The following is a 16,151-nucleotide window of genomic DNA, read 5'->3' on the forward strand; positions in this document are numbered from 1 at the left end:
GGGAGGGCGGCAGGACTCAGACGGCGGCGGCGGCGCGGTCGCCGACGCGCTGACCCACCACGGCCGAGACGCCGTCCTGACGCATCGACACGCCGTAGAGCGCGTCGGCGATCTCCATCGTCCGCTTCTGGTGCGTGATGACGAGGAGCTGGGAGCTCTCCCGCAGCTGCTCGAAGACGGTGAGGAGCCGGCCCAGGTTCGCGTCATCAAGGGCGGCCTCGACCTCGTCGAGGATGTAGAACGGGCTGGGACGCGCCTTGAAGATCGCCACCAGGAGCGCCACCGCGGCCAGCGACCGCTCTCCGCCGGACAGCAGCGACAGCCGCTCGATCTTCTTCCCGACGGGACGGACCGAGACCTCGATCCCCGTCGTCAGCATGTTGTCCGGATCGGTCAGCGAGATGCTGCCGGTGCCGCCGGGGAACAGCAGCGGGAAGACCTGGCCGAAGGCCTCCTTGGTGTCCTCGAACGCGCTGGCGAAGATCGTCTGCATGCGCTCGTCGAGGTCGGCGATGATGGTCAGCAGATCCTGCCGGGTCTGTGTCAGGTCCGTGAGCTGCGTGGTGAGGAACGCGTGACGCTGCTCCAGGGCGGCGAACTCCTCCAGCGCCAGCGGGTTGACCCGCCCGAGCTGCGCGAGCTTCCGCTCCGCGTCCGCGAGACGCCGCTGCTGGATGCGGCGGTCGAACGGGATCGCGGTGTCGTCGAGCAGCTCGCCATCGGCCGGCTCCGCCCCGGGATCCCGCGGCACGAGCTGGTCCGGCCCGTACTCGGCGACGAGCACGTCCTCGTCGAGCGCGAGTTCCGAGGACACGCGCTCCAACAGGCTGTTCAGGTGGAGCTTCTTCTCGTGGATCTGCAGTTCCAGGCCGTGCACGCTCTCCGTGAGCCCGGCCAGGCGCTCGCGCAGCGACGACTCCTGGGCACGCAGCGCGACGAGCTCCTCGTTCTGCGCCGACCGGGCGGCTTCCGCCTCCGCGAGCGCCACGCGGGCTTCGGTGACGGAGCGGTCGAGGGAGTCGAGGATGCGCGGCAGCTCGTCCACGACTCCGGATGCCGCCTCGCGCTGCGCCCGGCGGATGACGGCGCGTCGGGCGGCCTCTGCCGCGGCGTCCCGCTCCTGCTCGCGCTGCCGCTCCAACGCGGTCACCCGGGACTGCGCCGCCCGGACCCGCTCCCGCAGGGTCTCGACCTCCAGACGAGCCCGGACCTCGCCCTCGCGGGCGCTCTCCAGTGCCTCCAACAGACCGTCGCGCGCCGAGGCGTCGAGCACCGGACGCGGCGCGGCGACCGCGGCATCGAGCTCCGCCTTCGCCGCCTCCGCCTTCGCCTCCGCGTCGGCCACGGCGGCCTGCGCCTGGGCGAGTCCGGTCTCCAGGCGATCGCATTCGGCGACAGCGGCCTCGTGACGCACGGTCACCTTGTTGAGCTGCTCCGCGTGCGTCGCGAGGGCGGCGTCGTGCTCGCGCAACGCGCGCAGCGCGTCCTTCGCCTGACGCCGCGTCTCCTCCACGGCCTCGTCGGCGTCGATACGCGCCTCGCGGAGGGAGTCGACGACGATCTGGATCTCGGTGAGCCGCTCGGTCGCGGCGTCCCGCTCCGCCGCGAGTTCGAGGCGCGAACGCTCCCCTCCGGAACCCGTGCGCAGGGTCTGAGCGGTGATGACGTCGCCGCCGGTGGTCACGATCGTGGTCGAGGTGTCGCCTCTCGCGTCGAGAACGCGCCGCGCGGCACGCGCCGCATCGAGGTCGTCGGCGATGAGAACGTGCGCCAGGATGCCGAGGATCCCGTCCGGCGCGGTCACCGTCTCCGTCGCGGCGATCACGCCGTCGACGGCCGGGGGTGTCGGCTGCTCCCTCGGGGCATCGGCGACCACGAAGTCGACCACGCCCCGGCGGCGCTCTGCGGCCTCCGCCGCGAGGATGAACGCATCCTCCGCGGAACCGACCAGCACACCCTCGGCCAGCGGACCGAGGACGGCCGCGATCGCGGCTTCGTATCCCGCCCGCACCTGCACGGCATCACCGACGAGACCGCGGACCCCTGGACCCCCCTCGGCGACGATCTCGGCGGCGCCTCCCGACAGCGACAGGGCACTGCTCAGGGCGGCGGCCTTCGCGGTGAGGGCGTCGACCTCGCGCTCGGCCGCATGCAGCCGCTCGCGCAGGCTCTCGCGTTCCGCCTCCGCCGCCGTCGCCGCACGCTGGGCGCTCTCGTAGGCGGCGGCATACTCGACGGCCGTGCCCTCGGGAGCTTCCGCCTCGTCGATCGCCTCCAGGGCCTCTTCGGCCTCGCGTCGTCGGGCGTGCGCGGCCTCCAGCGCGTTCTCCTGGCGCAGCACCGCGCCGCGGACCGCGGCCAACGCCGAGGCGGCCGCATCGGCGTTCCCGCGGAGAGAGGAGAGCCGCATGTCGTACTCGGAGACGAGCGCGCTCTGCTCCGCGATGTCCACGTCGAGCGTGTCGAGCTCGGCGCGGGCGTTCACGACCTCGCGACTCGCCGCAGCCGCGGCGTCCTGCGCATCGCCGAGGCCGGATGAGATCGTCTCGATGTCCTCCTTCGCCTCGTCGATCGTCGCCTGTGTGACGGTCACCGCGGTCACGGCCGCGTCGTCCTCCTCGGACCCGAGGAGCGCGAGGCGCTGGTTGGCGAGCGTGTAGAGCCCGCGCACCCGCTCCTGCACCTGCTCGAGCCCGAAGGCGACGCTGCGCGCCTCGTCGACGGCGATCGAGTTCTGGTTCTTCTCCAGTCGAGCGATCCCGGCGCGCACGGTCTCGGCCTGGTCGGACAGCACCAGGCGCTCGGTGTGCCGCTCCTGCTCGGTCCGGGTGTGATCGGCGAGGGCTGTGCGCAGCGCCACGACGTCGTCGGCGAACAGTCGGGCCTTGGCATCGCGCACGACGGCGGCGATGGTCTGCGCCTCGCGCGCGATCTCGGCCTGGCGGCCGAGCGGCTTGAGCTGGCGGCGGATCTCCCCCGCGAGATCGCTCAGACGCGTGAGGTTGGCCTCCATCGCGTCGAGCTTGCGCAGCGTCTTCTCCTTGCGCCGACGGTGCTTGAGGATGCCCGCCGCCTCCTCGATGAAGCCGCGTCGATCCTCCGGCGAGGCCTGGAGCACCGTGTCGAGCCGTCCCTGACCCACGATGACGTGCATCTCGCGGCCGAGGCCGGAGTCGCTGAGCAGCTCTTGCACATCGAGGAGACGGCAGCCCTCCCCGTTGATGGCGTATTCGCTGGAGCCGTTGCGGAACAGCGTGCGGCTGATGGTCACCTCGGCGTATTCGATGGGCAGCGCGCCGTCCGCATTGTCGATGGTGAGCTGTACCTCGGCACGCCCGAGGGGGCCGCGGGTCGACGTGCCGGCGAAGATGACGTCCTCCATCTTCCCGCCGCGGAGCGTCTTCGCTCCCTGCTCCCCCATCACCCAGGCGAGGGCGTCGACGACGTTGGACTTGCCGGAGCCGTTCGGTCCGACGATGCACGTGACGCCGGGCTCGAACACGAAGGTCGTCGGCTGTGCGAACGACTTGAACCCCTTGAGCGTCAGGCTCTTCAGGTGCATGGGGCGACCGCTCGTCCGGGGAGATTCACGCCGCTACGCTACCGGAATCCCGCGGAACGGCCGGTATCCCGCGCGGTCGTCACGGACCCCGGCTCGATCACGACACGCCGGTGCTAGCACGAAATGCTTGACGATCTCCTGTGAGTTTCGCTACGGTGGCCTCCGGATCGCCACACGAAAGGAGGTTACCGATGATGATCACTCAGCACACCGCAGAGGTCTTTGGCCTCGCCGCGCCTGCGCACTCTGCGCCGCGCCACGCGGCATCGGTGACCGCCGGCGTCCGTCACGGCTCGCTCGGCTAGAACCGCAGCCTGGGAACGCAGACCCGATCCGGGTCTTCTCCCGCCTGTCCTGTCGCGTCCCACCCTCTGATCCCCTCGGATCATGGATCCCCGCCTCCGGCCTCCGCATTCCGCGGCTCCACAGGCGCTGCTCTCGTCCGCACCCGTCGCGGCCGACGACTCGGTCCTGACGTGGTGCTTCCGCACCCCATCCATCCCTTTCGAAGGAACCACCGTGAACATCACGCTGTCACGCAGTACCACCCATCCGCCCGATACCGAGGACCGCGAGGTCCTCCAGATCCCCCGCGACGACGAGCTGCGTCAGCTCGGCATCGCGGACCGCCTCTCGCTCCGGATCGGCCTCTGGCTGTTCCAGCGGGCGCAGCGGCCTCGGCGTCCGCGCCGGTCGTGGACCGTCGATCCCGGCGACCTGTTCCTCGTCGGAGAGCAGCGTCACCGCTCGGCTGCGGAGGCGCACGCCCTCCTCATGCACGACATGCAGCGCGGGATGCGCTGACCGGGCGATGACGACCGCATCGACGCCGACCCGGCGTCCGTCCGTACACCTGCGGACGGGCGCCGGGTCACCCGGCACCTCCTCCTCCCTCCGACACGAAGGACCCGACATGACGACCGCCGCACTGACGATCACGCCGCTGATCGTCCCGGCCACCCTCGCCGATGCGAACGCCGCGGACTTCCGCGCCTACGGCGACCTCAATCGACAGATCTGCGACGAGCAGGTCGGCCTCCCCGACCTCGCCCCTGACGCCGCGCAGATGCTGCCCAACTGGCAGGACGACTCCGATGCGCTGGACCTCGGATTCGTGGCGCGCGAGGGGGACGACATCATCGGCATGGTGACGGTGTCCTTCGCACAGGAGGAGGACGCGCACGCCGCCGAGCTCGACCTCCTCGTCCCGGCCGCCCACACCGGGCGCGGTGTCGAGGACGCGCTGCTCGACCGCGCCGAGACCGAGGCCAGGGAGCGCGGCCGGAGCGTCCTGCAGATCTGGACCCTCCACCGCCCCGAGGAGGCCGACCGCATGCTCCAGCCGCGCACGGGATGGGGGCGCATCCCGGCGACAGCGCTGAGCGACGTCGTCGAAGCCCGCGGCTTCACGCTGGAGCAGGTGGAGCGCAACAGCGAGCTCGACCTGCGTGCCGACCCGGAGCCCCTGCGCCGCGCGTTGGGCGCGGCGCTCACGGCGGCGGGTCCGGACTACCGCGTGGTCGAGTGGGAGCTGCCCACCCCGCCGGAGTTCCGCGACGGATACGCCGCGGTGCTCGCCCGACTGTCGACCGACGCCCCCAGTGGCGACATGGACTTCGTCGCCGAGGTCTACGACGCCGATCGGGTCGTCCGCCGCGATGCTCGTCTCACGGGCGCCGGCCAGACGGTGTCCGTGGTCGCCGTGAAGCATGTCCCGTCCGGCACCCTCGTCGCGTACAACGAGCTGCTGATCGGTGCGGAGAAGACCGGGACCACCCACCAGTTCGGGACGCTGGTCGCCAAGGACCACCGCGGCCATCGCCTCGGAACGATCGTGAAGTGCGCCAACCTCCTGCGGTGGCGGGAGCTCGTCCCGGATTCGGACGTGGTCTCCACGTTCAACGCCGAGGAGAACCGGCCGATGCTCGACATCAACGAGGCGATCGGCTTCGTCCCCGTGTCGTACGCGGGCGCGTGGCAGAAGAAGATCTGAGGACGAGCGGCAGCCGTCATCCTCCCGGATGACGGCTGCCGCTCAGCTTCATCCGCCTGACCGACGACACCGGCACAGGTCTCCGGCGAGGCTGGGAACATGAACACTCCCGTGATCGAAGCCCACGCCCTCGTGAAGACCTACGGCGTCACACACGCCCTCGCCGGAGTCGACCTCACCGTGCACCGCGGCGAATCCGTCGCCATCATGGGAGCGTCGGGGTCGGGCAAGACCACACTCCTGCACGTGCTGGCGGGCATCACCGCCCCGGACAGCGGGCGCGTGGTCTTCCACCCGTCCACCGGAACGCCCATCGAGGTGACCGCGCTCGGCGAGGCGGCGCGCTCCCGGCTGCGTCGCGAGCGATTCGGGTTCGTCTTCCAGCAGGGACTGCTGATCCCCGAGCTGACGGCAGTGGAGAACGTCGCGCTCGCCTCGATGATCAACGGTGTCGCCAAGAAGGACGCCCTCCCCCACGCGGCGTCGTGGCTCGCGGCACTGGGTCTCGGCGGCATGGAGGAACGGCGCATCGGCGAGCTGTCGGGAGGACAGGCCCAGCGCGTGGCCATCGCCAGAGCCCAGGCGACGGGTGCGGACCTCGTCTTCGCCGACGAGCCGACCGGCGCTCTGGATTCGCACACCTCCGCCGAGGTCATGGACGCTCTCCTCTGGTCCACGACCGGGCAGGGCCGCACCCTCATCGTCGTCACGCACGACGCCGACGTCGCCGCACGCTGCACGCGCACCGTCGCCGTCCGGGACGGCCGCATCCTCGGCTCGGCGGTGAACGCATGAATCTCTCCGTCCTCGGCCTGCTCCTGCGTCCGGCTCCCGGACAGCGCAGCGTCCTCGCGCTGCCGATCGTCGCCTTCGCGGTGGTCACGACCCTGGTCCTCACCGTCGTCGGCGGGGCCCAGGCCTTCTGGACCTGGACCGACGACGAGGCTGTTCTCTATCAGGGCCTCGCCGCCATCGCTCTCGTCCTGCTTGTCGTGCCGCTGACCTCGCTCGGCGGCGCCGCCGCCCGGCTCTCGGCACGGCGCCGCGACGAGCGCCTCTCGACTCTTCGTCTGCTCGGCGTGACGCCCGGCGGGGTGACGACGGCAACCGTCGTCGAATCCGTCCTGGTCGCTGCGGCCGGCGCCGTCATCGGTATCGCGGGTCACCTGGCCCTGAGTCCGCTCATCGGTCTGATACCGTTCCGCGGCGAGCCGCTCGGCCTGGCTGCGGTCGTTCTCTCCCCGGTGATGATCGCCGCCGTCGTGGGCGGCGTCCTGCTGCTCGCCGCGGGCAGCGCCGTCGTGGGGCTGCGTCGGGTCGTGATCTCGCCGCTCGGCGTCCGCACGCGCACGGCGCCGACGAGCGTGCACTGGATCCGCGCCGTCATCGCGGTCGCGGGCATCGCCATCGCGTTCGTGCTCATCAAGGTCTTCCCGATGATCGGCGGAGTCGTGGCGACGATCGCCGTGCTCGCGGCGATGTTCGCCCTCGCGCTGAGCGTCCTCAATCTGCTCGGTCCGTGGGTGCTGAAGGTCTCGGCGGGGCGCCAGCTCCGGCGGGCGGAGCGCCCGGAGCGGCTGCTCGCCGCTCGCCTCGTTCTCGACTCTCCGAAAGCAGCCTGGCGTCAGGTCGGCGGCATCGCGATGGCGAGCTTCATGGCCGTCTTCGCGGGCACCGGCGTCGCGCTCCTCGACACGATCGGGGCGAGCGACGATCCGTCCAGCATTGCGCTCGCGGAGGACATCCGCACCGGGCTCATCATCACCCTCATCGGGTCGTTCCTCATGGTTGCCGCCTCCGTCGGTGTGAATCAGGCCTCGGATGTGCTCGACAAGAGCGACCTGCACCGGAGCCTGCACCACCTGGGTATGCCCGTCGAGACCGTGGACCGCGCGCGCCGTCGCGCGATCATGTCGCCGCTGCTCGTCACGGCGGTGGGATCCGGGCTGTGCGCTGCGGTGCTCGTGTTCCCGCTGGTGGGGATCGCGCTGATCGTCGCGCCCCTCTCGCTGATGACGATCGCGACCGTCGTCGCCGTCGGCATCGGAGTCGTGTGGGCGAGCACCTGGGCGACCCGTCCGCTGCTGGATCGTGCTTTCGCCCCGGCGTGAGACGGTGGCGGGCCGGGTGCATCCGGCCCGCCACGCGCGCGGGGTCAGGGGCGGATGAGAACCTTCAGACTCCGTCGCTCATCCATGTCGCGGTATCCGGCCGGCACGCCGTCCAGGTCGGTGACCGCATCGAACACCCGACCGGGCTCGATCGTCCCATCGAGAATGTCGGGCAGCAACTCCTCGATGTAGGCGCGGACCGGTGCCGGACCTCCCGCGAGTCGGATGTTGTGGCGGAACAGGCTCCCGAATCCGATCGGGGCCTCCTCGTACTGGGGCACCCCGACGCGGCTGACCACCCCGCCGGGGCGGACGACGCCGAGCGCCTGGTGATAGGCGGGCATATGGCCGACCGCCTCGAGCACCGCGTGAGTGCCGAGTCCACCGGTGAGATCGCGCACGCGGGCGATGCCCTCCTCGCCTCTCTCCGCGACCACGGCCGTGGCACCGAAGTCTCGCCCGAGGTCCGTCCGATCCTGATGCCGGCCCATGAGGATGATCTGCTCAGCGCCCAATCGCTTCGCGGACAGGACCGCCATCAGGCCGACAGCGCCGTCACCGATCACGGTGACGCTCTGTCCCGGCCGGACATCGGCCATCCGCGCAGCGTGGTAGCCCGTGCCGAACACGTCTGCCAGCGTCAGCAGCGAGGGCATCAGCGCCGAGTCCTCGGGCACGGGGAGCTTGACGAGCGTTCCATCGGCCAGCGGCACGCGCACGGCTTCGGCCTGTCCGCCCTCGTCGGGGATCCCGTCCCAGAATGCTGCCTCGTGGTGGAGGCACGATGTCTGGAGGTTCTCGCGGCAGAGGACGCAGACGTTGTCCGAGATGGCGAATGGCGAGACGACGAGGTCGCCCTTCCGAAGTGTGGCGACGTCCGCCCCGACCTCCTCGACGACGCCGATGAGCTCGTGACCCATGCGGGCTGGGCCGTCGGCCGCGGACATCGAGTGATACGGGTGGAGGTCGGAGCCGCAGATGCACGAGGCCGTGATCCGGACGAGGGCGTCCGTCGGATGCCGGAGGGTCGAGTCGGGAACGGTCTCGACGCGGACATCGCCCGCCTGGTACATGAGAGTGGCACGCATGATGGTTCTCCTTGATTCGGTGAGGGGTTTCAGGGGGTCGGGCGCGGGGCGGCCGTTCGGGCGCGGGACGTCAGGGCGAGGCCGATCGCAGGGATCAGGGTGAGGACGACGATGCCGGTTCCGACCACGGTCGACGCGGTGAGTCCGAGTCCGCCCCCGATGGCAGCTCCCGCGAGTGCCGTGCCCAGCGCGGTTCCCGCATTGAACGCGGCGACTGTGAGTCCGGAGCCGAGCGTCGCTGCACGGCCCGCGTACCCGACGGCCAAGTGGATGAGCACGGTGTTCGCACTGAGCCCGAAGAGTCCGAGCAGCACGACGAGTATCACGGTGATCACCGGTGCACCGGCGGTGATCGTCATCGCGAGCAGCACCAGGGTGGTCACGGTCGGCACCGCGATGGTGACCGCATGCGGACGGCGGTCGCCCAACCGCCCGGCGACCAGGGTACCGAGGAACGACCCCACGCCGAAACCGGTCAGCACGAGGGGCACGAACATGCCGGGGATCCCGGCGACGTCGGTGAGGAGCGGGACCAGGAACGAGTACACGGCGAGCACACCACCACAGGTCGTCAAGCAGGCGAGCAGCACAGCCCAGAGTCGGCCGGAGCGTAGTGCGGAGAGAGCATCGCGCACGTTCAGCCGGCCGGCCTGGGCATGCGGCGCGGGCACGAACCGTGCCACCAGCAGGGCAGCGACCGCTGACGCCGCGGCGAGAGCCCAGAAGGTTCCACGCCAGCCGACCTGATGCGCGAGGAACGCGCCGAGCGGAACGCCGAGGACGGTGGCGAGCGAACCGCCGGCGCCGACCACCCCGATGGCGCGCGATCGCAGCGCGCTCCCTGCGGCATCACCGGCCACGACCGCGGACACGGCCCAGAATGCCCCCGTCGCCAGTGCAGTGAGGAACCGCGCGACCATCAGGATGTCCATCTCCGAACTCACCGCGACGATGACGTGACCCACGAAGAACACCGACAGTGCCGCGAGGAGCGTATGCTTCCGCGACAGTCGCAGGGTGAGCAGCGTCATCGTCGGCGCGCCCACGACCATGCCGATCGCGAAGACCGTGATGAGCGACGAGGCCACCGGAAGGGACACACCGAGGTCGGAAGCCACATCCGGGAGGATCCCGGCGACGATGAACTCCGTCGTGAGCATCAGGAAGGTGCCGAGAGCGAGGATGTACACCACGAGCGGCAGCCTCCCGGATCCTGTGTCGCTCTCGGCAGACGGGCCGATCTCGGTCGGGCGTGCTCGTGTCGGCATCGGGTTCTCCTGGGTCGTCAGGTGCGGTACTTCTCCATTCCACCGCCGTTCCACCGGCACACGAAGGTCGCATCTATCCGGGTACAAACTCCACCCCCTTCCGGTCCCATCCCGCTCGTATGGTGGACCCATGGACAACCGTGCCGACATCCGGGATTTCCTCGCCAGCCGGCGGGCGAAGCTGACCCCGGCGCAGGTCGGCCTGCCCACCAGCGCTCGACGCCGCGTCCCGGGTCTCCGCCGCGAAGAGGTCGCCGTACTCGCGGGCGTCAGCACGGAGTGGTACACCCGTCTGGAGAAGGGGCACATCGCCGGCGTCTCCTCCGACGTGCTCGACGCGGTCGCCGAGGCCCTCCGTCTGGACGACGACGAGCGCACCTACCTCCTCGACCTCGCTCAGGCCGCCAAGCCTGCGCACCGGCGGCCCGCGCGACGCCGGGAGGCTCCTCTCCCCCCGCACGTCCTGTGGATGCTGGACTCCGTCACCCTGTCCGCGGCGTTCGTGCGCAACGGCCGCCTCGACGTCATCGGGTCGAACGCGTTGGGGCGCGCATTGCATGCGCCGATGTTCGAAAGCGCGACGGCCGTGGACGGTGTGGTGAACTTCGCCCGCTTCCACTTCCTCGATGAGGCCTCGAGGGACTTCTTCGTGGACTGGGAATCCGGAGCCGCCGCGACCGTCGCCCTGCTGCGCGCGGAGGCCGGCCGCGATCCGCAGGACAAGGGACTCCGGGAGCTCATCGGCGAGCTGTCGACGACCAGTCCGGAGTTCAGTGGCTTCTGGGCCGCCCACGACATCCGCATCCGCCACGAAGGCACGAAGCGCCTGCAACATCCGCACGTCGGTCTTATGGAGCTGACGTATCAGTCCGTCCTTCTCCCCGCCGGCACGCGGACGCGCAACGACCTCTCCTTCTACACGGCTGAGCCGGGCAGCGCCGATGAGGAGAGGATGCGGCTGCTCAGCAGCTGGGCAGCGTCCGCGCGCGAAGAGGCTCCGCAGGGGCGCTCCGGCCGTTCCTGACCGGGTCAGCGTCTCCGCTGGCAGCGCGGGCAGAAGTGCGAGGAGCGGTTCATGAACGCGGCACGGGTGATCGGCGTGCCGCAGCGCGGACAGGGCTTCCCCCCGCGACCGTAGGCGTTCAGGGAGTGCGCGAAGTACCCGGCCTGCCCGTTGACGTTGACGTACTGGGCGTCGAAGCTCGTGCCGCCCTCGGCGAGAGCCTTCTGCAGGACCGACCGCACTTCCGCGAGCAGGCGATTCACGGCTCGGGTCGGCAGAGCGTCGGCCGGTGTCTCCGGATGGATGCGGGCCGCCCACAGCGACTCGTCGGCGTAGATGTTGCCGATCCCGCTCACCACGCCCTGGTCCAGCAGCACCCGCTTGATCGCGCTGTGCCGCCGGGCGAGAGCGGCCCGGAAGACCCGGTCGTCGAAGAACGGGTCGAGCGGGTCGCGAGCGATGTGCGCGACCTGTGTCGGTATGCGGGAGGGGCCGTCGGCGATGAGAGCGTCGACGGCAAGGGAGCCGAAAGTCCGCTGATCCGCGAACACGATCGCGAGCTCGCCGTGTCGGGGATGCTCGATCCCGAGGCGGACGCGCTCGTGGCGCTCGGTCGGCGCGTCCGGCGCGCGGAGCAGTATCTGGCCGCTCATGCCCAGATGCGCGATCAGAGCGGAGTCGCCATCGTCCACGGGGAGCCAGAGGAACTTGCCCCGCCGCGCGGCCGCGGTGAAGCGGCCACCCTCCAGACGCTGGACGAAGTCCGCGGCTCCGGCGGTGTGCCGGGTGAGGGCGCGTTCGTCGAAGACGCTGACGCCCGTGATGACGGCGTCCACCGCGGCCGGGGCGAGGCCCGAGCGGACGACCTCGACCTCGGGGAGCTCAGGCACGTTCGCTGAGGGTGCGCCAGGCGCTGAGTGCCGCCGCCATCTCCGCCGTCTTCTTGCTGCTGCCGGCACCCGTCATGCGAACGTCGCCGACGGCGACGGTCGCGGTGAAGCGCCGGTCGTGGTCGGGGCCGCTGGCCTCGACCGAGTACTGCGGCGGCGTGGCGCCGAGGCGTGCCGCGAGCTCCTGCAGGCTGGTCTTCGGGTCCATCGCCGCGCCGTACCGCTCGGGGTCGGCGAGCAACGGCTCGGTCAGACGCAGGACGAGCGCCGTCGCGGCCTCGGGCCCGGCGGACAGGTAGGTGGCGCCGATGACGGCCTCCATGGTGTCCGCGAGGATCGAGTCCTTGTCGCGGCCACCGGTCTGCTCCTCACCGCGTCCGAGCAGCAGGTGACTGCCCAGATCGATGCCGCGAGCGACCTCCGCCAGGGCGACCGTCGACACGACGCTCGCACGACGCTTCGCCAGCTCCCCCTCGTCGAGCTCGGGGTGCCGCGTGAACAGCATGACCGTGACGGCCTGCCCCAGCACCGAGTCGCCGAGGAACTCGAGACGCTCGTTGTGCGGGATGCCGCCGTGCTCGTACGCGTAGGAACGGTGGGTGAGGGCCAACTCCAGAAGCTCCGCGTCGATATCGACGCGGAGCTTGTCTGGGAGAGGCCTCGTCCCCCCGGGGACCTCCGTCACGGTTCGCGACTCAGACGTCGGCGACCTTGCGGCCCTTGTACTCGAGGAAGAGCTCGGTGCCCTGCGAGTCGGTGACGACCTTCGCCTGGTGCGGACGGCTGTAGACGACCTTGCCGTTCTCGATGGTCTTGACGAGCGCGGGGGCCTCCGCCTTCCACTGCGCGCGGCGCGAGCGGGTGTTCGAACGGGAGACCTTGCGCTTCGGGGGGTTACCAGCCATGACTAGCTCTCTTCTTTCTCGGCGGCACCGCGTTCTGCCGTGCCGTCCTGGTCTGTGATCTGCTGGAGCGCGCTCCACCGAGGATCGATGGGAGCGGCCTGCTCCGTTCCGGTGCTCTCGGTCAGCCTCTCGCCTGTGACCGGGTCGAGCCCGAGGCAATCCGGCTGACACACCGGCTGAAAAGGAAGGACCAAAACGGCCGCATCCCTGACGAGAGTTTCAAGATCCACGTGGTCGTCTTGAACCTCGAAGTCAGTTTCTTCCTCACCAGGATACGCGAAAAGCTCCTGGAACTCGACTTCGACGGGCCGGGCGATGTCGGTGAGGCATCGACCGCACACGCCGACGTACTCGCCCTCCGCCTCTCCGGTGACGAGGATGCCCTCGTGGACGGACTCCAGGCGCACGTCGAGATCGAGCTCCGAGCCCGCTTCGAAGGAGACGATGCCCTCCCCCCACTGCTCCGTCAGGGGCACCGAGAAGGAGTGCTCGCGCATCTCCCCCGGGCGCCGGACGATGTCACGGACGGGGAGGACGAAAGGGCTGTTGAGTCGGGAACGCACCCCGCCATGCTACCCGGGTCACCGGAGAGGAGGGCCGGGAGACCGCCGGGAGCGGGACGCGGATCAGATCCCGCGCGCGCCGGTGTCGAGGAACGAGGCGACGGCCGGCGGCACGAACGGCGACACGTCTCCACCGAGGCTCGCGACCTGCCGCACCAGGGAGCTCGAGACCATCGCATGCGCGGGGTCGGGGAGCAGGAAGACGGTCTCGATGTCGGCGAGGTGCCGGTTGACGATCGCCATCGGCGACTCGTACGCCACGTCGACCTGCGAGCGGATCCCCTTCACGAGCACGCCGGCGTTCACATCGCGTGCGTAGTCGACGAGCAGACCCATGCTCCAGGACCCGATGACGATGTCGCCCGCCATGCCGTCCTCGGCGATCGAGCGCTCCAGGAGTGCCAGCCGCTGCGCGATCGGCAGCATCGCCTCTTTGCCCGGGTTGTGCACGACGAGCACGTGCAGCTCGTCGTAGAGGGCGGCCGCACGCCGGATCACGTCGAGGTGACCCAAGGTCGGCGGATCGAAGGAACCCGGGACGACGGCGATCCGGCTGCTCATGGCATCCAGCCTAGGGCACCCGGAACGGCGATCAGTTCTTCGCGAGCGCCGCGCGATCCTCGTCGGTGACGCGCCGTCCGATGGCCTCCCGGAGCCCGGGATGCGCCGCCAGCTCGGGGTCGATGGCGAGGATGTCCTCCGCGAGCTCGCGAGCCCGGGTGATGAGGGCGGCGTCCTTGACGACGCGCAGCAGCTTGAGGGACGACCGCACGCCGGCCTGTGCCGCGCCCAGCACGTCGCCTTCGCCGCGCAGTTCGAGATCGACCTCGGCCAGCGCGAAGCCGTCGAGCGTGGCGGCGACCGCATCGACCCGCTCGCGGGCCACGGATCCCGCCTCGGCCTCGGTGACGAGAAGACAGAGTCCCGGAACCCCTCCTCGGCCCACCCGACCGCGGAGCTGGTGCAGCTGGGAGACCCCGAAGCGGTCCGCGTCCAGCACGATCATCGTCGAGGCGTTGGGGACGTCCACGCCCACCTCGATCACGGTCGTCGCGAGGAGGAGGTCGATCTCCCCGCGGGCGAAGGCCTGCATGACGGCGTCCTTCTCCTCGGAGGGCATCTTCCCGTGGAGCACCGCCCGCCGGAGCCCGCCGAGGGTCGGATGGGTGGCCAAGGCCTCGTCGAGCTGGACCACGCCCCAGCGGGGGCCCTTGCCGCCCTCGGGGGCGAGCAGCGCCTGCTCCCCCGCCTCGGCCGTCTTCGCCGCGGTGTCGATGGCCGCGCAGACGGCGAACACCTGCCGACCCTGCGCGATCTCCTCCGCTGCCCGTTCCCACACCCGGTTGAACCAGCCGGGATGCTCGGCCAACGGCGCGACGTACGACTCGATGCCGGCGCGGCCGGCCGGCATCGTGCGGATGACCGAGGTGTCGAGGTCGCCGAAGACCGTCATCGCGACCGTGCGCGGGATGGGCGTCGCCGTGAGGACGAGCGCGTGCGGGCTGGACCCCTTCGCACGCAGCGCCTCCCGCTGCTCGACCCCGAACCGATGCTGCTCGTCGACCACGACCAGCCCGAGGTCGGCGAACGTGGTCTTCTCCCCGAGGAGCGCGTGGGTGCCGACCACGATGAGCGCTTGCCCGGAGGCGACGCGCAGCGCGGCCTTGCGACGGTCGGCAGCCGGCATCTGCCCCGTGAGCAGGGTCGGCATCAGCAGGGGGGCGAGCTGCGGACCGAGCATCTTCGTGATCGAACGCAGATGCTGCCCCGCGAGGACCTCCGTCGGCGCGATCAGGGCAGCCTGTCCCCCGCTCTCGGCGACCTGCAGCATCGCCCGCAGGGCCACCAGCGTCTTTCCGGAACCGACCTCGCCCTGCACCAGTCGGTTCATCGGCCAGGAACCGACGAGGTCATCTGCGATCTGCGCACCGACCGTCTCCTGGTCGGGCGTGAGCGTATAGGGCAGGGCGGCGTCGAAGCGTTCCAGGAGGCCGCCTGGGGTCGCCGGCCGCGAGGTGGCGGCCAGGGCGCGCACCGCGTCGCGCTGCTGGAGCAGGGCCGTCTGCAGGGTCAGCGCCTCGTGCATGCGCAATGTGCGCACCGCGGGATCGATGTCGTTGCGGGAGCGCGGGCGGTGGATCGCCTCCAGCGCCTCCCGCGCCGTCAGCAGCTCCTCGCGGGTGCGGATCTCCGGGGTCAGCGGGTCCGGCACGGTCGGGAGGTCGTCCAGGACACGACCGACGAGCCGGGCGATCTGCCACGTCTGGATCGCGGAGGTGGCGGGGTAGATCGGGATCGGCACGGCTGCCCTGGCATCGGCACGCCGCCGCGCCGCGTCCTCGTCGTCGAACAGTTCGTACTCCGGGTGGGCGAACTGGGTCATCCCGTTGAACTCGCCGACCTTGCCGGAGAACACGCCACGGCGTCCGACCGCCAGATCCTTGGAGCGCCATTCCGCTGCGCCGACGTTCTTCGCGAAGAAGGTCAGCGACATGCGCCCGACGCCGTCGCCGATGACGACGTCGACCATGGCTCCCGGCCGGTTGCGCATCCGACGGAAGCTCGACGAGAGGACCTCCGCCACGATGGTGACGGTCTCCCCGATGGGGAGGTCGCGGATGGGGGTGAGCTCGCCGGGGTCGGCGTACCGACGCGGATAGTGCGCGAGCAGGTCGCCGACGGTCTGCATGCCGAAGGCGCGGTCGAGCGTCTTGGCCGACGCCGCACCGAGGGCCTCCTCCAGCGAGGATTCGAGCGTGAGCGACATG

14 protein-coding genes are annotated in these 16,151 nt (G+C 70.6%); 5 read left to right on the forward strand and 9 right to left on the reverse strand.

Annotated elements, in window-relative coordinates; translation table 11 throughout:
* Window positions 1-16 precede the first annotated feature (16 nt).
* Window positions 17-3,562, reverse strand: a complete 3,546-nt coding sequence (gene smc, locus AB0P08_RS08520; RefSeq protein ID WP_363589332.1) for a chromosome segregation protein SMC — start codon at window positions 3,560-3,562, stop codon at window positions 17-19.
* Window positions 3,563-4,081: 519 nt separating this feature from the next.
* On the opposite strand from smc, the gene AB0P08_RS08525 reads away from it, so the two are divergent.
* The 4 genes from AB0P08_RS08525 (at window position 4,082) to AB0P08_RS08540 (ending at window position 7,666) form a co-directional block, all read left to right on the forward strand.
* Window positions 4,082-4,366, forward strand: a complete 285-nt coding sequence (locus AB0P08_RS08525) for a hypothetical protein (RefSeq protein WP_187663970.1) — start codon at window positions 4,082-4,084, stop codon at window positions 4,364-4,366.
* 109 nt (window positions 4,367-4,475) lie between these two features.
* Window positions 4,476-5,555 (forward strand): GNAT family N-acetyltransferase, encoded by a 1,080-nt coding sequence (locus tag AB0P08_RS08530; RefSeq protein ID WP_363589334.1) that lies wholly within the window; start codon window positions 4,476-4,478, stop codon window positions 5,553-5,555.
* Between the two features lie 99 nt (window positions 5,556-5,654).
* Window positions 5,655-6,350, forward strand: coding sequence for an ABC transporter ATP-binding protein (locus tag AB0P08_RS08535; RefSeq protein ID WP_187663968.1), 696 nt, complete (start codon window positions 5,655-5,657; stop codon window positions 6,348-6,350).
* Window positions 6,347-7,666 (forward strand): FtsX-like permease family protein, encoded by a 1,320-nt coding sequence (locus tag AB0P08_RS08540; protein ID WP_363589336.1) that lies wholly within the window; start codon window positions 6,347-6,349, stop codon window positions 7,664-7,666. Before AB0P08_RS08535 ends, AB0P08_RS08540 begins: the two co-directional genes overlap by 4 nt.
* 44 nt (window positions 7,667-7,710) lie before the next feature.
* Here AB0P08_RS08540 and AB0P08_RS08545 read toward each other — a convergent pair whose 3' ends face one another.
* Both AB0P08_RS08545 and AB0P08_RS08550 read right to left on the reverse strand, forming a co-directional pair.
* Window positions 7,711-8,754 (reverse strand): zinc-binding dehydrogenase, encoded by a 1,044-nt coding sequence (locus tag AB0P08_RS08545; RefSeq protein ID WP_363589338.1) that lies wholly within the window; start codon window positions 8,752-8,754, stop codon window positions 7,711-7,713.
* Window positions 8,755-8,783: 29 nt separating this feature from the next.
* Window positions 8,784-10,022 (reverse strand): MFS transporter, encoded by a 1,239-nt coding sequence (locus tag AB0P08_RS08550; RefSeq protein WP_363589340.1) that lies wholly within the window; start codon window positions 10,020-10,022, stop codon window positions 8,784-8,786.
* 130 nt (window positions 10,023-10,152) lie between these two features.
* On the opposite strand from AB0P08_RS08550, the gene AB0P08_RS08555 reads away from it, so the two are divergent.
* Window positions 10,153-11,046, forward strand: coding sequence for a helix-turn-helix domain-containing protein (locus tag AB0P08_RS08555; protein WP_363589342.1), 894 nt, complete (start codon window positions 10,153-10,155; stop codon window positions 11,044-11,046).
* Window positions 11,047-11,051: 5 nt separating this feature from the next.
* On the opposite strand, the gene mutM is transcribed toward AB0P08_RS08555, so the two are convergent.
* From mutM to AB0P08_RS08585, 6 genes are all read right to left on the reverse strand, one after another.
* Entirely contained in the window at window positions 11,052-11,915 is an 864-nt protein-coding gene (gene mutM / locus AB0P08_RS08560) for a bifunctional DNA-formamidopyrimidine glycosylase/DNA-(apurinic or apyrimidinic site) lyase (protein ID WP_363589344.1), read from the reverse strand.
* Entirely contained in the window at window positions 11,908-12,600 is a 693-nt protein-coding gene (gene rnc / locus AB0P08_RS08565; protein WP_060923098.1) for a ribonuclease III, read from the reverse strand. Before rnc ends, mutM begins: the two co-directional genes overlap by 8 nt.
* Window positions 12,601-12,610: 10 nt before the next feature.
* A complete protein-coding gene (gene rpmF, locus AB0P08_RS08570) occupies window positions 12,611-12,820 on the reverse strand; it encodes a 50S ribosomal protein L32 (protein WP_013586329.1) in 210 nt (69 codons plus the stop codon).
* Between the two features lie 2 nt (window positions 12,821-12,822).
* A complete protein-coding gene (locus AB0P08_RS08575; protein WP_363589346.1) occupies window positions 12,823-13,317 on the reverse strand; it encodes a YceD family protein in 495 nt (164 codons plus the stop codon).
* Between the two features lie 129 nt (window positions 13,318-13,446).
* Window positions 13,447-13,944 carry a pantetheine-phosphate adenylyltransferase gene (coaD, locus tag AB0P08_RS08580; RefSeq protein ID WP_187663965.1) on the reverse strand — a complete coding sequence of 166 codons (498 nt, stop codon included), beginning with the start codon at window positions 13,942-13,944 and terminating at the stop codon, window positions 13,447-13,449.
* A gap of 31 nt (window positions 13,945-13,975) precedes the next feature.
* On the reverse strand, window positions 13,976-16,150 hold the full coding sequence (locus AB0P08_RS08585; protein ID WP_363589348.1) for an ATP-dependent DNA helicase RecG: 2,175 nt from the start codon (window positions 16,148-16,150) through the stop codon (window positions 13,976-13,978).
* Between the last annotated feature and the right edge of the window lies 1 nt (window position 16,151).

This window comes from Microbacterium meiriae (genome assembly GCF_040686935.1).
Classification (GTDB): Bacteria; Actinomycetota; Actinomycetes; order Actinomycetales; family Microbacteriaceae; genus Microbacterium; species Microbacterium meiriae.

Excerpts from the sequence above, each read along its gene's own strand:
- AB0P08_RS08550 (WP_363589340.1), bottom strand. The coding sequence starts at position 10,022 with ATGCCGACACGAGCACGCCCGACCGAGATCGGCCCGTCTGCCGAGAGC.
- coaD (WP_187663965.1), bottom strand. The coding sequence starts at position 13,944 with ATGAGCAGCCGGATCGCCGTCGTCCCGGGTTCCTTCGATCCGCCGACC.
- AB0P08_RS08535 (WP_187663968.1), top strand. The coding sequence starts at position 5,655 with ATGAACACTCCCGTGATCGAAGCCCACGCCCTCGTGAAGACCTACGGC.
- AB0P08_RS08585 (WP_363589348.1), bottom strand. The coding sequence starts at position 16,150 with ATGTCGCTCACGCTCGAATCCTCGCTGGAGGAGGCCCTCGGTGCGGCG.
- AB0P08_RS08575 (WP_363589346.1), bottom strand. The coding sequence starts at position 13,317 with ATGCGCGAGCACTCCTTCTCGGTGCCCCTGACGGAGCAGTGGGGGGAG.
- AB0P08_RS08545 (WP_363589338.1), bottom strand. The coding sequence starts at position 8,754 with ATGCGTGCCACTCTCATGTACCAGGCGGGCGATGTCCGCGTCGAGACC.
- AB0P08_RS08540 (WP_363589336.1), top strand. The coding sequence starts at position 6,347 with ATGAATCTCTCCGTCCTCGGCCTGCTCCTGCGTCCGGCTCCCGGACAG.
- rpmF (WP_013586329.1), bottom strand. The coding sequence starts at position 12,820 with ATGGCTGGTAACCCCCCGAAGCGCAAGGTCTCCCGTTCGAACACCCGC.
- AB0P08_RS08555 (WP_363589342.1), top strand. The coding sequence starts at position 10,153 with ATGGACAACCGTGCCGACATCCGGGATTTCCTCGCCAGCCGGCGGGCG.
- smc (WP_363589332.1), bottom strand. The coding sequence starts at position 3,562 with ATGCACCTGAAGAGCCTGACGCTCAAGGGGTTCAAGTCGTTCGCACAG.
- AB0P08_RS08530 (WP_363589334.1), top strand. The coding sequence starts at position 4,476 with ATGACGACCGCCGCACTGACGATCACGCCGCTGATCGTCCCGGCCACC.